This is a genomic window from Mycobacterium sp. 852014-50255_SCH5639931 (assembly GCF_001665605.1).
GTDB lineage: Bacteria > Actinomycetota > Actinomycetes > Mycobacteriales > Mycobacteriaceae > Mycobacterium > Mycobacterium paraffinicum.
The window spans coordinates 58,494-74,549 of the sequence record NZ_LZSV01000021.1; the positions used below are offsets into that span (position 1 = coordinate 58,494).

13 protein-coding genes are annotated in these 16,056 nt (G+C 69.5%); 4 read left to right on the forward strand and 9 right to left on the reverse strand.

Annotation, left to right across the window (positions count from 1 at the left end; translation table 11 throughout):
• Positions 1-55: 55 nt before the first annotated feature.
• Positions 56-1,432 carry an NADP-dependent succinic semialdehyde dehydrogenase gene (locus A5758_RS12800; RefSeq protein ID WP_067740399.1) on the reverse strand — a complete coding sequence of 459 codons (1,377 nt, stop codon included), beginning with the start codon at positions 1,430-1,432 and terminating at the stop codon, positions 56-58.
• Positions 1,433-1,511: 79 nt separating this feature from the next.
• Between A5758_RS12800 and A5758_RS12805 the strand changes: the two genes are divergently transcribed.
• Positions 1,512-3,158, forward strand: a complete 1,647-nt coding sequence (locus A5758_RS12805; protein ID WP_067740401.1) for an acetolactate synthase large subunit — start codon at positions 1,512-1,514, stop codon at positions 3,156-3,158.
• A 1-nt stretch (position 3,159) separates the two neighbouring features.
• Here the strand turns inward: A5758_RS12805 and A5758_RS12810 are convergent, their stop codons facing one another.
• The 6 genes from A5758_RS12810 to A5758_RS12835 all read right to left on the reverse strand — a co-directional run bounded on the left by A5758_RS12810 (position 3,160) and on the right by A5758_RS12835 (position 10,431).
• Complete coding sequence (locus A5758_RS12810) at positions 3,160-3,531, reverse strand: hypothetical protein (RefSeq protein ID WP_156622612.1); 372 nt, start codon at positions 3,529-3,531, stop codon at positions 3,160-3,162.
• A gap of 66 nt (positions 3,532-3,597) precedes the next feature.
• Positions 3,598-4,026, reverse strand: a complete 429-nt coding sequence (locus tag A5758_RS12815) for a hypothetical protein (protein ID WP_156622613.1) — start codon at positions 4,024-4,026, stop codon at positions 3,598-3,600.
• A gap of 133 nt (positions 4,027-4,159) precedes the next feature.
• Complete coding sequence (locus A5758_RS12820; protein ID WP_067740403.1) at positions 4,160-5,605, reverse strand: lipase maturation factor family protein; 1,446 nt, start codon at positions 5,603-5,605, stop codon at positions 4,160-4,162.
• Between the two features lie 87 nt (positions 5,606-5,692).
• Positions 5,693-9,898 (reverse strand): alpha-(1->3)-arabinofuranosyltransferase, encoded by a 4,206-nt coding sequence (locus A5758_RS12825; RefSeq protein ID WP_197503925.1) that lies wholly within the window; start codon positions 9,896-9,898, stop codon positions 5,693-5,695.
• Between the two features lie 76 nt (positions 9,899-9,974).
• Positions 9,975-10,148: a DUF2613 domain-containing protein gene (locus A5758_RS12830; protein WP_065443914.1), complete on the reverse strand. Its 174-nt coding sequence runs from the start codon at positions 10,146-10,148 to the stop codon at positions 9,975-9,977.
• An 82-nt stretch (positions 10,149-10,230) separates the two neighbouring features.
• Positions 10,231-10,431 carry a DUF2613 family protein gene (locus A5758_RS12835; RefSeq protein WP_067212105.1) on the reverse strand — a complete coding sequence of 67 codons (201 nt, stop codon included), beginning with the start codon at positions 10,429-10,431 and terminating at the stop codon, positions 10,231-10,233.
• 136 nt (positions 10,432-10,567) lie between these two features.
• On the opposite strand from A5758_RS12835, the gene A5758_RS12840 reads away from it, so the two are divergent.
• The 3 genes from A5758_RS12840 (at position 10,568) to A5758_RS12850 (ending at position 13,689) form a co-directional block, all read left to right on the forward strand.
• A complete protein-coding gene (locus tag A5758_RS12840; RefSeq protein WP_067740411.1) occupies positions 10,568-11,707 on the forward strand; it encodes a glycoside hydrolase family 3 N-terminal domain-containing protein in 1,140 nt (379 codons plus the stop codon).
• A gap of 64 nt (positions 11,708-11,771) precedes the next feature.
• Positions 11,772-12,425 carry a TetR/AcrR family transcriptional regulator gene (locus A5758_RS12845; RefSeq protein ID WP_067740413.1) on the forward strand — a complete coding sequence of 218 codons (654 nt, stop codon included), beginning with the start codon at positions 11,772-11,774 and terminating at the stop codon, positions 12,423-12,425.
• Between the two features lie 16 nt (positions 12,426-12,441).
• Positions 12,442-13,689, forward strand: coding sequence for a chloride channel protein (locus A5758_RS12850; RefSeq protein ID WP_067740415.1), 1,248 nt, complete (start codon positions 12,442-12,444; stop codon positions 13,687-13,689).
• A 107-nt stretch (positions 13,690-13,796) separates the two neighbouring features.
• On the opposite strand, the gene A5758_RS12855 is transcribed toward A5758_RS12850, so the two are convergent.
• Together A5758_RS12855 and A5758_RS12860 are read right to left on the reverse strand one after the other, a co-directional pair.
• Positions 13,797-14,639 carry a MaoC/PaaZ C-terminal domain-containing protein gene (locus tag A5758_RS12855; protein ID WP_067200531.1) on the reverse strand — a complete coding sequence of 281 codons (843 nt, stop codon included), beginning with the start codon at positions 14,637-14,639 and terminating at the stop codon, positions 13,797-13,799.
• A gap of 13 nt (positions 14,640-14,652) precedes the next feature.
• The gene (locus tag A5758_RS12860) at positions 14,653-16,017 is read right to left on the reverse strand and encodes a 3-oxoacyl-ACP reductase (RefSeq protein WP_067740422.1); all 1,365 of its coding nucleotides are present in this window, start codon (positions 16,015-16,017) and stop codon (positions 14,653-14,655) included.
• Between the last annotated feature and the right edge of the window lie 39 nt (positions 16,018-16,056).

Sequence of the window (16,056 nt, forward strand, 5' to 3'; positions counted from 1 at the left end):
CGGCCCCGATGTTGGCGACCCGCTGCGCCCGGCTGCGCCGCGCTTGCGATCGCCACTACCCGACCCAGACGGTCTTGGCGTTGCAGAACTCGCGGATCCCGTGGCCCGCGAGTTCGCGGCCGTAGCCGGACCGCTTGACGCCGCCGAAGCCCAGCTCCGGGTAGGACACCGTCATCCCGTTGATGAAGACCTGGCCGGCCTCGATGTCGTCGATGAAGCGCTGCTGCTCGGCCTCGTCGCGAGTCCAGGCGTTGGAGCCCAGCCCGAAGGTGGTGCCGTTGGCGATCTCGATGGCCTCGTCGATGGTCTCGGCGCGGTACATCGACGCGACCGGGCCGAAGACCTCTTCGGTGTAGAGCGCCATGTCCTTGGTGATGTCGGTGATTACCGTCGGCGGGTAGAACCAGCCCGGCCCGTCGAGCGGCTTGCCGCCGGTGCGCAGCTTCGCGCCGGCCGCCACGGCTTCGTCGACCTGCTTGACGATGTCGTCGCGCCCCGACTCGGTGGCCAGCGGGCCGACGTCGGTGTCAGGGTCGGTCGGGTCGCCGACCTTGAGTGCAGCCATCCGCTCGACGAACTTGTCGACGAACGCGTCGTAGATGTCGGTGTGGATGATGAATCGCTTGGCGGCGATGCAGGATTGGCCGTTGTTCTGCACCCGTGCGGTGACCGCGGTCTTGACCGCCTCGTCGAGGTCCGCCGACGGCATCACGATGAACGGGTCGCTGCCGCCGAGCTCGAGCACGGTGGGTTTGATCTCGTCGCCGGCGATGGCGGCGACCGATTGGCCGGCGGGTTCGCTGCCGGTCAGGGTGGCCGCGGCGACGCGAGGGTCACGCAGGATGCGCTCGACGGCGCTGGACGAGACGAGCAGCGTCTGGAAGCAGCCGTCCGGGAAGCCGCCGCGCGCGATCACGTCGGCGAGGTAGAGCGCGGTCTGCGGCACGTTCGAGGCGTGCTTGAGGATGCCCACGTTGCCGGCCATCAGCGCCGGCGCGGCGAACCGCACGGCCTGCCAGAGCGGGAAGTTCCACGGCATCACGGCCAGGACCACGCCGAGCGGCTGGTAGCGGATGTAGGCCTTGGACGCGCCGACCTTGCCCGCGTCGGCAGGCTCGTCGGCCAGCAGCTTTTCGGCGTTCTCGGCGTAGTAGCGAAAGCCCTTGGCGCACTTGAGTACTTCGGCCTTGGCCGACTTCAAGGTCTTGCCCATTTCCAGGGTCATCATCGCGGCGACGTCGTCGGCCTCTTTTTCCAACAGGTCGGCGGTGGCGTTTGCCCACCCGGCGCGCTGGGCAAAGGTGGTGTTATGGCGGTAGTCCTGGAACCGGGCGTAGGCGGCGGCGATGGCCGCGTCGACTTCTTCGTCGGTCGCCGGGGTGAAGGTTTTTACTGTCTCGCCGGTAGCCGGGTTGATGGTGGCGATGGGCACGCTGACATCCTTCGCTTCGGGGTTGGTAAAAGGAGCAACACCCAGCCTGCCACTATCGTTCCCTCGAGGGAGGTGCCGGATGAGTAAAGCCGCCGAGCTGATGGTCAAGTGCCTGGAAAACGAGGGTGTTTCCGTGGTCTTCGGTCTGCCGGGTGAGGAGAACATCCGCTTCGTGCAGGCGCTGGCCTCGTCGAGCATCCGCTATGTGCTCACCCGGCACGAGCAGGGCGCGGCCTTCATGGCCGAGATGTACGGCCGGGTGACCGGCCGCGCCGCGGTGGTATCGAGCACCCTGGGGCCGGGCGCGATCAACATGCAACTCGGCGTGGCCGACGCCACCACCAACAGCACCCCGTTGGTCGCGATCTCCGCGCAGGTGGGCCACGACCGGCAATTCAAGGAGTCGCACCAGTACGTCGACCTGGTGTCGATGTTCGCGCCCATCACCCGGTGGGCGGCCGGAGTCCCCACCGCGCGCGCCATACCCGAGATGTTCCGCAAGGCGTTCAAGGTGGCCGAGACCGAACGCCCGGCGGCGGTTTATCTCGCGGTGCCGGAGCACATCGATGCCGACGAGACCGACTATGACCTGACGCCGTTGCCGCGCAACGTCGTCCGTCCCGATGCGCCCGCACCCGGTCAGGTGGAGCGCGCGGTCGACATCCTGCGCAAGGCGAAGCGGCCGGTGGTGCTCGCCGGTCACGGCGCCGCCCGCGGCAACGCCACCGCCGCCTTGGTCCGGTTCTCCGAGGAATTCGGTATCCCGGTCGCCAACACCTTCCACGGCAAGGGCGTGATGCCCGACGACCATCCCAACAGCATCGGGACCCTCGGGTTCATGCGGCACGACTACGTCAACTTCGGCTTCGACAACGCCGACGTGGTCATCGCCGTCGGGTACGAGCTGCAGGAGTTCGACCCGGTCCGGATCAACCCGCAGGCCGACAAGAAGATCATCCACATCCACCGTTTCCCGGCCGAGGTCGACGCGCACTATTCGGTGGACGTCGGGATCATCGGCGACATCAGCGCCTCTTTGAACGCATTGACGGACGCGCTCGACGGCCACGCCTACGAGGCCGATCCCGAGGTACCCGGCCACGGCCTGCTGGCCGAGGAATTCGCTCGGGGGCAAGAGGATTCGCGTTATCCGCTCGCTCCGGCGCGGTTGGTGGCCGATACCCGCGCCGCGCTGGGCCGCAGCGACGTCGTCCTGGTGGACACCGGCGCCACCAAGATGTGGATGGCGCGGCTCTACCCGACGTATGAGTGCAACACCTGTCTGGTGTCAAACGGCTTGTCCACCATGGGTTTTGCGCTACCCGGTGCGCTGGGTGTCAAGCTGGCGCGTCCCGAGTCCAAGGTGCTGGCGGTCGTCGGCGACGGCGCGTTCCTGATGAACTCGCAGGAAATCGAGACCGCCGTCCGTGAGCGGATACCACTGGTCGTGCTGATCTGGGACGACGGCGGTTACGGCCTGATCGAGTGGAAAATGGACCTCGAGCTCGGCGCGCACTACTACGTGAAGTTCGGCAACCCCGATGTGGTGACCTACGCGGAAAGCTTTGGCGCCAAGGGGTATCGGATCAACAGCGCGGAGGAACTGTTGCCGACGCTGCGGGCCGCACTCGACGACGACGGGGTGTCGGTGATCTCCTGCCCGGTCGACTACTCGGAGAATCTGCGGCTGACCGACCGGCTCGGCGAGCTGGACGAGACGCTGTAATTCACGGACACATCCAGGCCAAGGGTGGGCAGACGCCGGTGTTCGGCGGCAGCCGCAGGCCCGGCGGCTGTCCTTGCACGATCAGCGCGGGCAGACCGGAGTCCGGAGCGAAGTAGTAGGTGTGGCAGACATTCATGTCCCAGTCCGGCATGCGCCGCATTTGGCCCAAGTTCGGGCACCACATCTGGCTGCAGATGTGTGAGGTGTAGCAGCCCGGGGGTCCCTCGGGCGGTGCGCATTCCGGTGGCTGGTTACCGCCGTTGTTCGTCGAGCAGGCGGCATGGGCGGCACCCGCCCCAAGCATCAGATCCGCCGTCCACATGAAGCCGGAGAGGGCCAGCACCGTTGCCAACCCTACGAGTGCTGTTCTCATGCTCGGCTCCTTTTCGCCGGTGGGGGTTCGGCGGCGTGAGTCGCAGTCGCGACAGACAGTTACGCGTCAGGGCGCCTGCCTGAGTTGCAGGTGATTCGTCTGTTGATACCCCGGTGGGTGGCCGCAGGCCGGCACGTTGTACATCAAGGTGCTTGTGCCTTCCAGGGTGTTCGGATCCCACGTGTCGTGGTACGGCTCATTGGGACCGGGGCTACCGTCGGCACAGCGTATGGCCCAGGTGCCTTCCATCGTCCATTGCCCGTTGATCAGCCGCGCCAGGGCCACGGCCTGGCCACCGGGTGCGGTTGCTACCGAAGCGCATCCGTCGCCGCAGGGTGTGAAGTAATAGTCGCCGGACATCTCCGATCCCCGAGGGGTTGTCGAAGTCCAGGTGTAGTGGCCGCTGATCGTCGTGTCGGCCCACGCTGCACTAGCCGTACCGACAGCTAAACCGGCGAACATGGCGGCTGCGGCGATCGCCCGTGTGATGGCCATGATCTCATCCTCCTGCTGAGCTGATACGTACGTAGCTCACAGTGACCGCTATACACCGAAGGCGTTCCGTTTGCTGTGCATTTGGCAAACTTCCATGCCACCGACTGGCCGGGCCATGGCGACGCGGCCTCGGTCAGCCGTGCCGTGACGTCGCCGCCGGCAGCGCCATCGGCCGGACGTAGCCGCCGATCAATGTCCGATGCCACCAGGCCCGCTCGCGGCGTAGCTCGGCGGGCGTCGTGAAGCGGTACTCGTAGAGCTGCGCACGCACGTAACGCGGTGGTGATTCCGGAAATGGGTTGTGCCGCAACAGCCGCAGCGTGGGCCGATCGTTGCGCAGCAGCCGTTGCAGAAACGGTGTCAGCCATGGTTGCGCGTAGCCGGGCGAGATGGCGGCGAACCACATCAGCCAGTCCAGGCGCAGGTGGTACGGCGCCCACTGCCGCGGAAGCCGGCCCACGGTGCCGGGCTTGCCCTTGAATTCGTATTCTTTCCACACCGTCTGGTCGCTGAGGCGGGTGTCCTCGGTGCCTTCGATCACCACCTCGCGGCGGACGCGCCCGATGCTGCCGAACGCACCGTAGGTGTTGACGAGGTGAAAAGAGTTGAACGACATGTTCATTCGCTGACGCGAGGACAGCATGTTGCGCACCGGCCAGTAACTCATGAACAACACCGCAGCCGCGAACGCGATCACCAGCGCGGCGAACCACAGCGGCGGCCCCGGCGGCGCGGGATGGGCGTGCGGACCGAGCACCCAAGCCACCGACGAGTCGTCGATGGCGCTGCACGCCAACAGGATCGTCACCCAGTTGAGCCAGGCAAAGTTACCCGACGCCACCAGCCACAGCTGGGTGACGAGAATGATCGCGGCGGCGATGCTGGCCACCGGTTGTGGCGCGAACAATCCGAACGGCACCACCAGCTGCGAGAAATGGTTGCCCGCCACCTCGATTCGATGCAGCGGCTTGGGCAGGTGGTGGAAGAACCAGCTCAATGGCCCGGGCATGGGCTGCGTTTCGTGGTGGTAGTACAGACACGTCAGGTCGCGCCAGCACGGATCGCCCCGCATCTTGATCAGCCCGGCGCCGAATTCCACTCGGAACAGCAGCAACCGGGCCATCCATAAGGTCAGCACCGGCGGCGCCACCTGGTCGTTGCCGAGGAAGATCAGCAGAAAGCCGATCTCCAGCAACAGCGATTCCCACCCGAACGCATACCAGGTCTGCCCGACGTTGACGATCGACAGGTAGAGCACCCACAGCGCCAGCCACATGAGCATGGCCGCCCAGACCGGCACCGCATCGGCCGCGCCGGCGACGATCGCCGCCGACAGCGCGGCACCGAACCAGGAGACCACCGAGAACAGGCGATCGGAATAGCGCACATGAAACAGGCTGGGCGTCCGCCAAAACGACTGCCCGGCCAAAAACCGCGGAATGGGCTGTAGTCCGTGCTCCCCGATGAGCGCCCGGAACTGCGCCGCTGCCGCGACGAACGCGAGCAGGTAGACCACCGCGGCGCCCCGCTCGAGCACCAGTCTGCCGAGCCAATATTCGGGAGCGGAAAACCAGCCCATGGCCGTAACTCCTTGGACGGTGGCGGTCACACAGACCCAGATATCCAGTCAACCAGCCGGCAAACCGCCAGCCAATACCCTCGAGCGCTATTCGTCGCGGGACCGGCCGGCCCTATCACCGATCGTCACCGCGGAAGCGGCGACCACCGCGAGCGAAATCAGCGCCAGCAGCTGAACATTCGCGGAATGGCCCGCGTAGCCGTCGACCGATCGCCAGGGATGCCGTGACAACACCGCGCCGGCCAGGATGAGCCCACCCGCGCTCAGGACCATCGTGGCGTGGTTCAAGCGCCGGCGGCGCAGCGCGTACCGCAGGCCCAGGGCGCCGCCGACCACCACGACCCCGACCACACCGGCGATCACCGCCCCGCCGGCCAGCACCGCGGCCGCCGCCCATGGTCCCGGCTGCCACGGCTGGGCGGGAGCGTCGTCGGCGCGCCCGCTTCGGGTGCGCCACAGCGCGAGCATCGCGAGCAGTGGCAGCAAGGCCAGCCCCAGCCCCAGACCGACCCGGTACGGCGCGTTGGACGGGAAGGTCAGTGTGATGGTGCCGGGGTCTCCCGGCGGCACCACCCAGCCCTGCTGCCACCCGTTGACGGCGACCGGGGTCAGCCGGGCCCCGGTGCTGGTGCGCGCCACCCAACCGGGGTTGATGCTTTCCGGGATCACCAGCACCCGCGGCGTGGTCGCCGGCGGAGCCTGCACCTCGCGGCGGTCCGGACCCCAAGCCCGCCACACCGGAACCCCTACGGGGCTGGGCGTGGCGGCGGCCGCGGCCGGCGGGGACAGGTCGACACCGTCGACGACGAACTGGGCGCCCGGACTGATCAGCAGCTCCTGCTGGCCCGCCGGCAGCGCGATCGGGTCGCGGTCGCACGCCCGCGCCGCAACCGGCTCGTCGTCGAGCAGAGCGCCGACGGTGGTGCGGATCGACGTGTGCACGAACCGGCCCGCGACCGCGACGACCGGGCCGTGGTCGCAGTCGACGGCGATCTCGCGCGTGCGATCACGGGCGGCGTCGGCGGGCGCGATCGGGTTGCCGTCGGCACCGAGCACGGCCAGCTCGGCCAGCCCCGGCGGCTTGAGCTGGTCGAAACCCAGCGCGTTGCGATCGATGACGTCTTCCCAGTCCAGCAGGCTGACGGTGACGCTGTCGGTCACCCGGGGATGCAGCGGGAGTGTCTGCGGTTCACCGGGTTTCAACGCGCGCACCTGCGGGCCGTCGCCCAGGTTGACCGCCACCACCGTCGGATGGGCGGGCAACGCCGACCGGCTCGGTGCCAGCCGCAGCGCGGTGACCTCGGTGGGCCGCGGCAGCGTGAGCGTCAGCGTGGGCGGGGTCTTGTGTTGCACCACCCGCTGCGGTGCCGTCCATGCCGTGGACGGGTCGCCGTCGGTCGCCGCATACGCCGAGCCGAGGACGTCCACCAGGTCGGAGTCGCCCCGCGCCCGGGTGGTGTTCGGCTCGGCGATCAGGTCGGCCAGCTTGGGCCCCTGCCGTGGCCGCACCCACACCAGCGCGGTCACCGACATCGGCGCCGGAACGGTCAGCGTCCGGCTGAGATTGACCGGCTCTTCGGGCGAAAGGGCCATCGACGGCGCACAGCGCACGCCGTCCGGCGTCGACGCGCAGCCCGGCCTGCCGAGCAATTCGGAACCCAGGTCCCAGCCCGCGACCGTCGCGCCGGGCGGTGGCCCGGGAACCCGCACGGTGTGTCGCAGGTCGAGCGGGTGCGCGAATCCGGACGCGTCGTACTGGGTGATCGACAGGTCGGTGATGCCGAACTGCACGCCGGGGGAGCCGTCGTCGGTGCCCGCGGCGGTGATCCGCACCCACGGCGTCTCGCCGTAGGGCAGCGCGGCGGCGAGCGGCTTGCCGGGCTCGTCGAACCGCAGGGTCGTGCTGCCGGTGGCCGTTTCGATCAGGATTCGGCGCACCTGCGCGCCGACGGCCGTCGCGCTGGGCGTCAGGGTGATCGCCGCGTTGGTCACCGGGTGGTCGAAATCGACCTGCAGCCACTGCCCGACGGCCGATTGCAGGGAGTTGGATACCCACGCGGTCGCCGGGTCGCCGTCGATGGCGGCGACGGGGGAGGTCGCCGGCGCGACGTCGGGCATCGCGGTGGAGTCCGACGACGAGCTCGACACGGTGATCCGCCCGCCGCTCCAGGCGCCGACGACCGGGTCGGCGCCGGGGACGGGGTAGTCGGGCACCCGGTTGTAGGTGTGCCGTGCGTCGCCCGCGGCCCGGATGGCCGACGAATGTTGGTCCACCCGGCCGTAATCGGTCTCGCGGGCCACCGGGGTGTCGGTGACGGTCACCGTCGGCACCGGCAATCCGGCGCCGCGCGCGTCGGCGGTCATCAGCGCGGGGCCCAGCGGCGGCTGGCCCTGCAGCCGGCGCCGCTCGTCGAGGCGCAGCAGCGCCTCCGGTCCACCGTCCACCCGGGGCAACCGGTCGACGTCGGCGAAGTACGGGGCGCCCGGATCGCCGGCGACCTCCACCCGGTAAATCTCTACGGCCGGGTAGCGCGGACGCAGTCCGCTGTCGGCGACGAAGCCCGCCAGGGTGCCGGGACCCACCGGCTCGCCGAATTGGGCCACCTTCCGCAGTCCCGGGGACCCGTCGACAGCGCGGTGTACCAGGATGGGCCGCGCCGAGCGCGACGTGTCCGGGTCCAGGTCGTTGCGCACCACCACGTACGAAATACCTTGGCGGGCAAGGGTATCGGCCAGACCGGCCGACGGACGCCCAGCGGCGAACAGGCGTTGCACCGAGTCCAGCGCCCGGATGGTTTGCGGCGGGGTCAACGGGATCGAGTCGCGCACGCCCCACGGGCTGTTGCCGAGCACCTGCAGTGGCTCGTCATGGCTGGTGCCCCACACCTGCGTGGCGAACGGCGCCCCCGGGGTCACCAGCACCCGGCCGGGAACCGGCGTGCCCGTGTTGTGCTCGCCAAGCCAGTCTGCGGTCTCCTGCCAGTAGCGGGGAATCGCGCTGAAGGTGCCGGGTGGGGTCAGCCTGCCGGTCCACGCCAGCGAGGTGCTCACCATCAGCGCCGTCAGCACGACGATCGCCACCGCCACCCGACGGTCGCGCTCGGGGTGGGCGAACGCGCGCAGCCAGGCCGAGACGGGCTCTCGACCGGGCAGCGGTATCCGGCCCAGCACCTGGGCGATGCCCAGCACGATCGGGATCCGGATCACCGACCCCAGCTTGTGCACGTTGCGCAGCGGCGCGCCACCGGCGTCCAGGAACGCCTGCACGGCGTGCGCCACCGGCGAGCCCAGCCCTCCGCTGTAACCGGCGGCCATCAACACCACCCCGGCCAGCAACATCGTCACCAACCGTCCGCGCGCGGGCATTCGCGGGCTGGCCAGCCCGGCCAGCCCCGCCGCCGCGACCAGGCAGGTGGCCAGGACGGCCGCCGAGCCGGTCACCAGCGGGGCGCCCGCGGTGGCGGTCGGCGCCACGTACGGGGTCCAGCTGTCGGTGCCGCGCAGCATCTCGGTCAGCGACGACCATTGCGTTGTCACACCGGAGGATTCGATGAAGTCCAGGAACGGCGGGCTGATGGCCCGCAGCATCACCAGCGCCACCACCCACCACAACATCGCCAGGAACAGCGCCACCAGCCACCACCCGGTGTAGCGCCACCACAGCCGGTTCGGCCGGTGGCACGCCCACCAGATCACCGCGGGCAGGCAGCCGGCCAGCGTGGCGATCGCGTTGACCGCGCCCATCAACGCGACGGCCAGGCCGGCCTGCGCGGCGAGCGCTCGCACCGATCGGTTGGCGGAAGCGCGCAGGGCCAGGATCGTGGGCAGCAACACCCACGGCGCCAGCATCATCGGCAGGGTTTCCGACGAGATGGACCCCAGGGTGGTCAGCACCCGCGGCGACAGCGCGAACGCGGCGGCGCCGATCACCCGTGACGCAGGGCTGCCGATGCCCAGCGCCTCGGCTACCCGCAACAGCCCCCAGAAGCCGATCGTGAGCAGCAGCGCCCACCACAGCCGTTGCGTGATCCACCCCGGCACGGAGAGCAGCTGGCCGATCGCAAAGAAGGTGCCATGCGGGAATAGGTAGCCGTAGGCCTGGTTCTGCGCCTGCCCGAACGGCAGGTCGCTGTTCCACAGGTTGGTGGCCCGGGCGAGGAAGCGCAGCGGGTTGGCGGTGAGGTCGAGTTTGGTGTCGGGGGAGACCCGGCCGGGGGATTGGCCGAACGTCAGCGCGCAGGCGAGCGCACCGACCAACCACAGCCATTGGCGCGACACGGGCGCGGCAGGCAAGCACGGGACCGGCGGGCCGGCCGCCGCTATGGCCGCTGAGTCCGCAGGCGGCGACCCACTGCGCTTGCGATCGCCGCTAGCTACGGTTGCCGTACTCGACCCGGTTGAGCACTGACGACTGCGGATCGCCCCCGGGGAGTGGCGGTTTCGTGTCCTGCTGCACCATCAAGGTGATCCCGAAGATCGCTGCCGCGCCGAGCAACAGACCAACCACCACGCTCGCGGCGGCGGGCGCAATGATCCGGTTCATCGACGGCTCCTAACGGCATCGGGAAAACGTGGTCGGCCTAGCGCCAACCTAGCAGAAGGGGGTCGGCGCCCCGGAGCGCTCGTCAGGGCAGGCAGTGGCCGTGAAAGCACCGGTCGCCGTATTGGACCTGGTGGGGCCCCAGCGGGTTAAGCGAAGCCGGACGGCCCCGCGCCGGTGCCCCGCCGTGGTCGGCGACGGCCAGCGTGACGCCGACCGTCGTCGCGACACCCACCGACAGACCCACCGCGATGCTGGCCGCCGCGGCCAGGGTGAAACCGGTCAACGCTGGCATCTTGGCCCCCTAGCCCCGCTGGCACCAGCCCAGGAGTGCCCCCGCAGCCGAAGAAGAAAACCCCCGACGAAAACCTCGTCGCTCCCCAGATCCGGAGGCCCGGATAGCGCCATGAAAACATGGCCCGATGTCATTTTCGCGCACCTTGGCCGTGCTCGTCTCCGTGTCGGCGTTGCTGGCGGGCTGCGCTCACCACGCCGCCCGGCCACCGGGCCCGTCGACCTCGGCCGGCAAGCCGGCGGCCGCCCCAGCCCCGCCGGCCTGCGGCGACGTCACCACGCTGCCGGTCCGCGACAAGCTGGCCCAGCTGCTGATGGTGGGCGTGAAAAACGCCGATGACGCCCGCTCGGTGGTGGACGGCTACCACGTGGGCGGCATCTTCATCGGCAGCTGGACGGACCTGTCGATCTTCAAAGGCCCGCTGGCCGATATCGCGGCGAAGGCCGGACCGCTGCCCTTGGCGGTCAGCGTCGACGAGGAGGGCGGCCGGGTGTCGCGGTTGCGGTCGCTGATCGGGGAGGCACCGTCGCCCCGGCAGCTGGCCCAGACCCAGACCGTCGTCCAGGTCCACGACCTGGCGGCCGAGCGCGGGAAGAAGATGCGTGAGCTGGGCATCACCATCGACTTCGCGCCCGTCGTCGACGTCACCGATGCCACGAGCGGCGTGATCGGCGACCGCTCGTTCGGGGGCGATCCCAACACGGTCATCGCCTACGCCGGGGCGTACGCACAAGGCCTGCGCGACGCCGGACTGCTGCCGGTGCTCAAGCACTTTCCCGGACACGGGCACGGCTCGGGCGACTCGCACACCGGCGGTGTGGTGACACCGCCGCTGAGTGACCTGCAGAACCTCGACCTGGTGCCGTACCGGACGCTGATCACCGTGGCCCCGGTCGCGGTGATGCTGGGCCACCTGCAGGTCCCCGGGCTGACCGGCGACGACCCGGCCAGTCTGAGCCCCGCGGCGGTGCAGCTGCTGCGCAACGGCGCCGGCTACGGCGCTCCACCGTTCAACGGCCCGGTGTTCACCGACGACCTGTCCAGCATGGGCGCCATCTCCGACCGATACGGGGTTGCCGAGGCGGTGCTGCGCACCCTGCGGGCCGGCACCGACGTCGCGCTCTGGGTTACCACCGACGAGGTGCCCGCGGTCCTGGACCGGCTGCAGAAGGCGGTGGCCGCCGGCGAGTTGCCTTCGCAGCGGGTCGATGACGCGCTGACGCGGGTGGCGACGATGAAGGGCCGCAGTCCCGCCTGCGGCCACTAAAGCGTGTGCCCACCCGGCGCGTTGCTTACTCTGGAGTCAGATAGACGGGCTAGAGAGGCAAGCGATGGCGGGTGGCACCAAGCGGTTACCGCGCGCTGTCCGCGAGCAACAGATGCTCGACGCCGCGGTGCAGATGTTCTCGGTCAACGGCTACCACGAGACCTCGATGGACGCCATCGCCGCCGAGGCGCAGATCTCCAAGCCGATGCTGTACCTGTACTACGGCTCCAAAGAGGACCTGTTCGGCGCCTGCCTGAACCGGGAGATGGGCCGGTTCATCGACGCGGTTCGCGCCGACATCGACTTCACGCAGAGCCCGAAAGACTTGCTGCGCAACACCATCGTGGCGTTCATGCGCTACATCGACGCCAACCGGGCGTCGTGGATCGTGATGTACACCCAGGCCACCAGCTCGCAGGCGTTCGCGCACATAGTGCGCGAAGGGCGTGAACAGATCATCGAGCTGGTCGCCGGGCTGGTGCGGGCCGGCAGCCGCAGCAGGCGGACCGACCGCGAGCACGAGATGATGGCCGTGGCGCTGGTGGGCGCGGGCGAGGCGATGGCCAACCAGCTCAGCATCGGCGACATCGACGCCGACGAGGCGGCCGAGCTGATGATCACCCTCTTTTGGCACGGGCTGCGGGGCGGCCCGGAGGAGCGGGAGGCCGCCGCCGCGGCGTTGCCCAAGAAGGGCGGCTCCAGCGCGGCCAGGCGCTAGCCCCTACATTCGTCATGTGGCTCGCCCGCCCGCCCGCACTGTCGACTTCTTCTGCGCCGTAGTCATCGTCGGGTTGCTGGCCGGGGTCGCCGGGCTGGCGACGACGTTCGTGCTGCGCTTCGTCCAGCACGTCACGTACAACTACACCTTTGGCGCACTGCTGGTCGGCGTTGCCGGCAGCAGCCCGGTGCGCCGCGTGGTGGGGCCGATGATCGGCGCGGCGTTGGCGGCGGTCGGGTGGTGGATCCTGCGGAGCAGGACGTACGTGCCGCCCCTGGCGGAGACCATCGCGCGCCGCGAGCGGATACCGCGGCTTTCCTGGAGCGTCGACGCGATGCTGCAGGTGCTGCTCGTCGGGTCCGGGGCATCCCTCGGGCGGGAGGGGGCGCCGCGTCAATTCGCCTCGGCGCTAGGCGATTTCGGGACGTCTTGGCTCAAGCGGCTATCGCCCCGCGATCGCGAGGTGTTGCTGGCGTGCGCGGCCGGCGCTGGGCTGGGCGCCGTGTACGCGGTCCCGCTGGCCGGTGCGCTGTTCTCGGTGCGGATCCTGCTCAACACCTGGCATCCGCGGGCGGTCGGCGCGGCGTTCATTTCCTCGAGCCTGGCGGTCGCCGTCGGTTCGGCCATCACGCGCGACGAACCCAGCCTGCAGTGGCCGATCGGGGAGTCGACGTACCTGCTGACCGCGCACGGGCTGCTGCTGGCGCCGCTGACCCTCGCGGTGGGGCTGGCGTTCAACCGGCTGATGGCGGCGGCGCGGCCGGCCAGGCAGATGCGGACTTGGGTGCTGGTCCCCGCGCTCGCCGGGGCCGGGCTGGTGATGGGCATCTGTTCGCATTGGTGGCCCGAGTTGCCCGGCAACGGCCGCAGCATCCTGACCGTCAGCTTGGCCAGCGGCATGACGCTGTTGTCGGCGCTCGCGATTCTGGCCCTGAAACCCTTGCTGACCGCGTTGTTTTTGCGCGCCGGCGGGGCCGGCGGGATGCTGACACCCTCGCTGGCCACCGGCGCGGCCGCCGGTGCGGCGCTGGTGCTGACGATCAACTGGGCGGCCGGGACTCACCTGCACGTGCCGGCGGTGTCACTGGCGGGCGCCGCCGGCGTGCTCGCGGTGACGCAGGGCTCACCGATCTGGGCGGCCATCTTCGTCTGGGAGCTCGCCCGGCCGCCGTTGTGGTTGTTTCTGCTCTTTCTGCTGACCGCGACCGGCGCCCACGGGCTGAAAGTCCTTGCGAAGGGCCGCGGCCCGACCCACTCGGGCTAGTGGCGATCGGGAGCGCGGCGGAGCCGGGTGAAGCGGGTCGCCACCGTCGGCACAGTGGCGATCGGGAGCGCGGCGGAGCCGGGTGAAGCGGGTCGCCACCGAAAGCGCTAAAGCGCCCGGACCGTGCCGGTCAGATACGGGTAGCCCTTGGCGATGTTGCGCAGCGAGATGTCCCAGCCCTCATGGGCCTCGTCGATGTAGAGCCCCGCGGTGCCGGGCAGCACCAGCGGTTTGCCGAACCGCACCGAATACTTCACCGCGTCCGGGAACCGGGCCTCGACGTTGGCCAATACCGCTGCCGCGCTGAACATTCCATGCGCGATGACGGTGGGGAAGCCGAACAGCTTGGCCGCGATCGGGTTGGTGTGGATCGGGTTGTGGTCGCCGCCGACAACGGCGTAGCGCCGGATCAGGCCGGGGCTGATGCGCACGACGGTGCTGGGCGGGGGCAGCTTGGGCTGCTTCTGCGGTGGCGGCTTGGGCTCGTCGGACAGGCTGGTGCGCTGCTGGTGCAGGAAGGTCGTCACCTGATGCCACGCGGTGTCGTTGCCGACGCTCACATCGGTCACCAGGTCGACCAGCAGACCTTTGCGGTGCTCACGCAGGTTCTCGGCATGCACGTGCACGCCAACGGTCTCAGTGACCGCGATCGGCCGGTACTGCGTGATGTGGTTCTCGACGTGCACCGAACCCATTGCGGCGAAAGGGAAGTCGAAGCCAGTCACCAGTGACATCATTGCGGGGAAGGTCAACGCGAACGGATAGGTCAGCGGCACGTTGTTGCCGTAGCGCAGACCGGTGACCGCGGCGTACTCGGCCACGTTCGTGCGGTCGATGGGCAGTTCCTCGATGTCCACCGTGCGCGTGGGCAGCTGGTTGCCGCGGGACACCACCGGCAGGGCCCCGGCCGCCGCGCGCAGCATGTTTCTCAGGCCGCTTGGCTGATTCATCGCTTCTCCTCGGCTATGCGCCCAGCATGGCCTGGCCGCAGACGCGGATGACGTTGCCCGTCAACGCGTTTGACGCCGGGCTGGCGAAGTAGGCGATGGTCTCCGCGACATCGACGGGTTGGCCGCCCTGCAGCAGCGAGTTCATCCGGCGGCCCACCTCGCGGGTGGCCAGGGGGATGGCCGCCGTCATCTGGGTCTCGATGAAACCCGGCGCGACGGCGTTGATCGTGATGCCCTTGGCGTACAGCTCCGGGGCCAGCGCCTGGGTGAGGCCGATCATCCCGGCCTTGGTGGTGGCGTAGTTGGTCTGCCCACGGTTGCCCGCGATGCCGGCCATCGAGGACAGCCCGACGATCCGGCCCCCCTCGCCGATGCTGCCGTTGCCCACGAGTCCTTCGGTAAGCCGCAGCGGGGCAAGGAGATTGACGGCCTGGACGGCGTCCCAGCGAGCATCGTCCATGTTCGCCAACAACTTGTCGCGGGTGATGCCGGCGTTGTTGACCAGCACGTCGGCGCGGCCGCCGTGGTGCTCGCGCAGGTGCTCGGTGATCTTGTCGACGGCGTCCTCGGCGGTGACGTCGAGCCACAACGCGGTGCCCCCGACCCGGCTGGCCGTTTCGGCCAGCGTCTCGGCGGCCGACTCGACGTCGATCGCGACGACGCGGGCGCCGTCGCGGGCGAACACCTCCGCGATCGTCGCGCCGATCCCGCGGGCCGCGCCGGTCACGATGGCGACCTTGCCGTCCAGCGGCCGCTCCCAGTCGGCCGGCGGCGTGGAGTCGGCCTCGCCGACGTAAAACACCTGGCCGTCGACATAGGCGGACTTGGCCGACAGGATGAACCGCATGGTCGATTCCAGGCCCGTCGCAGCGGGTTTGGCGTCGGGTGAGACATACACCAGCGCCACCGTGGTGCCGTTGCGCAGCTCCTTGCCCAGCGAGCGGGTGAACCCCTCCAAGGCGCGCTGCGCGATCCGCTCGTGCGGGCGGGTGGCGGCGTCGGGCGTGGTGCCGACCACCGCGACGCGCGCGGAATGGCCCAGGTTGCGCAGCAGCGGCGTGAAGAACTCATACAGCCCCCGGAGACCCTCCGGCGTTGTGATGCCGGTGGCGTCGAACACCAGGCCGCCGAACTGGTCGGCCCAGCGCCCGCCGAGGTTGTTGCCCACCAGGTCGTAGTCCTTGTCCAGCGCGGCGCGCAGCGGCCCAACGATTCGCCCCTCGCCGCCGATCAGCAGGGAGCCCGCCAGGGGCGGATCACCGGGCCGGTAGCGGCGCAGCGTCTCGGGCTGCGGGACACCGAGCTGCTTGGCGAGAAACGATCCAGGACCGGAATTGACAACCTGAGAAAACAGATCGGACGAGACCTTGGGAGCCACCGGAGCTACCTTCCATGCGCTTGCGAAGTCGGGGTGTGC

Coding starts and splice junctions, on each gene's coding strand:
- A5758_RS12815 (WP_156622613.1), bottom strand. CDS start 4,026: ATGGCCATCACACGGGCGATCGCCGCAGCCGCCATGTTCGCCGGTTTA.
- A5758_RS12840 (WP_067740411.1), top strand. CDS start 10,568: ATGTCATTTTCGCGCACCTTGGCCGTGCTCGTCTCCGTGTCGGCGTTG.
- A5758_RS12810 (WP_156622612.1), bottom strand. CDS start 3,531: ATGAGAACAGCACTCGTAGGGTTGGCAACGGTGCTGGCCCTCTCCGGC.
- A5758_RS12830 (WP_065443914.1), bottom strand. CDS start 10,148: ATGAACCGGATCATTGCGCCCGCCGCCGCGAGCGTGGTGGTTGGTCTG.
- A5758_RS12845 (WP_067740413.1), top strand. CDS start 11,772: ATGGCGGGTGGCACCAAGCGGTTACCGCGCGCTGTCCGCGAGCAACAG.
- A5758_RS12805 (WP_067740401.1), top strand. CDS start 1,512: ATGAGTAAAGCCGCCGAGCTGATGGTCAAGTGCCTGGAAAACGAGGGT.
- A5758_RS12820 (WP_067740403.1), bottom strand. CDS start 5,605: ATGGGCTGGTTTTCCGCTCCCGAATATTGGCTCGGCAGACTGGTGCTC.
- A5758_RS12855 (WP_067200531.1), bottom strand. CDS start 14,639: ATGAATCAGCCAAGCGGCCTGAGAAACATGCTGCGCGCGGCGGCCGGG.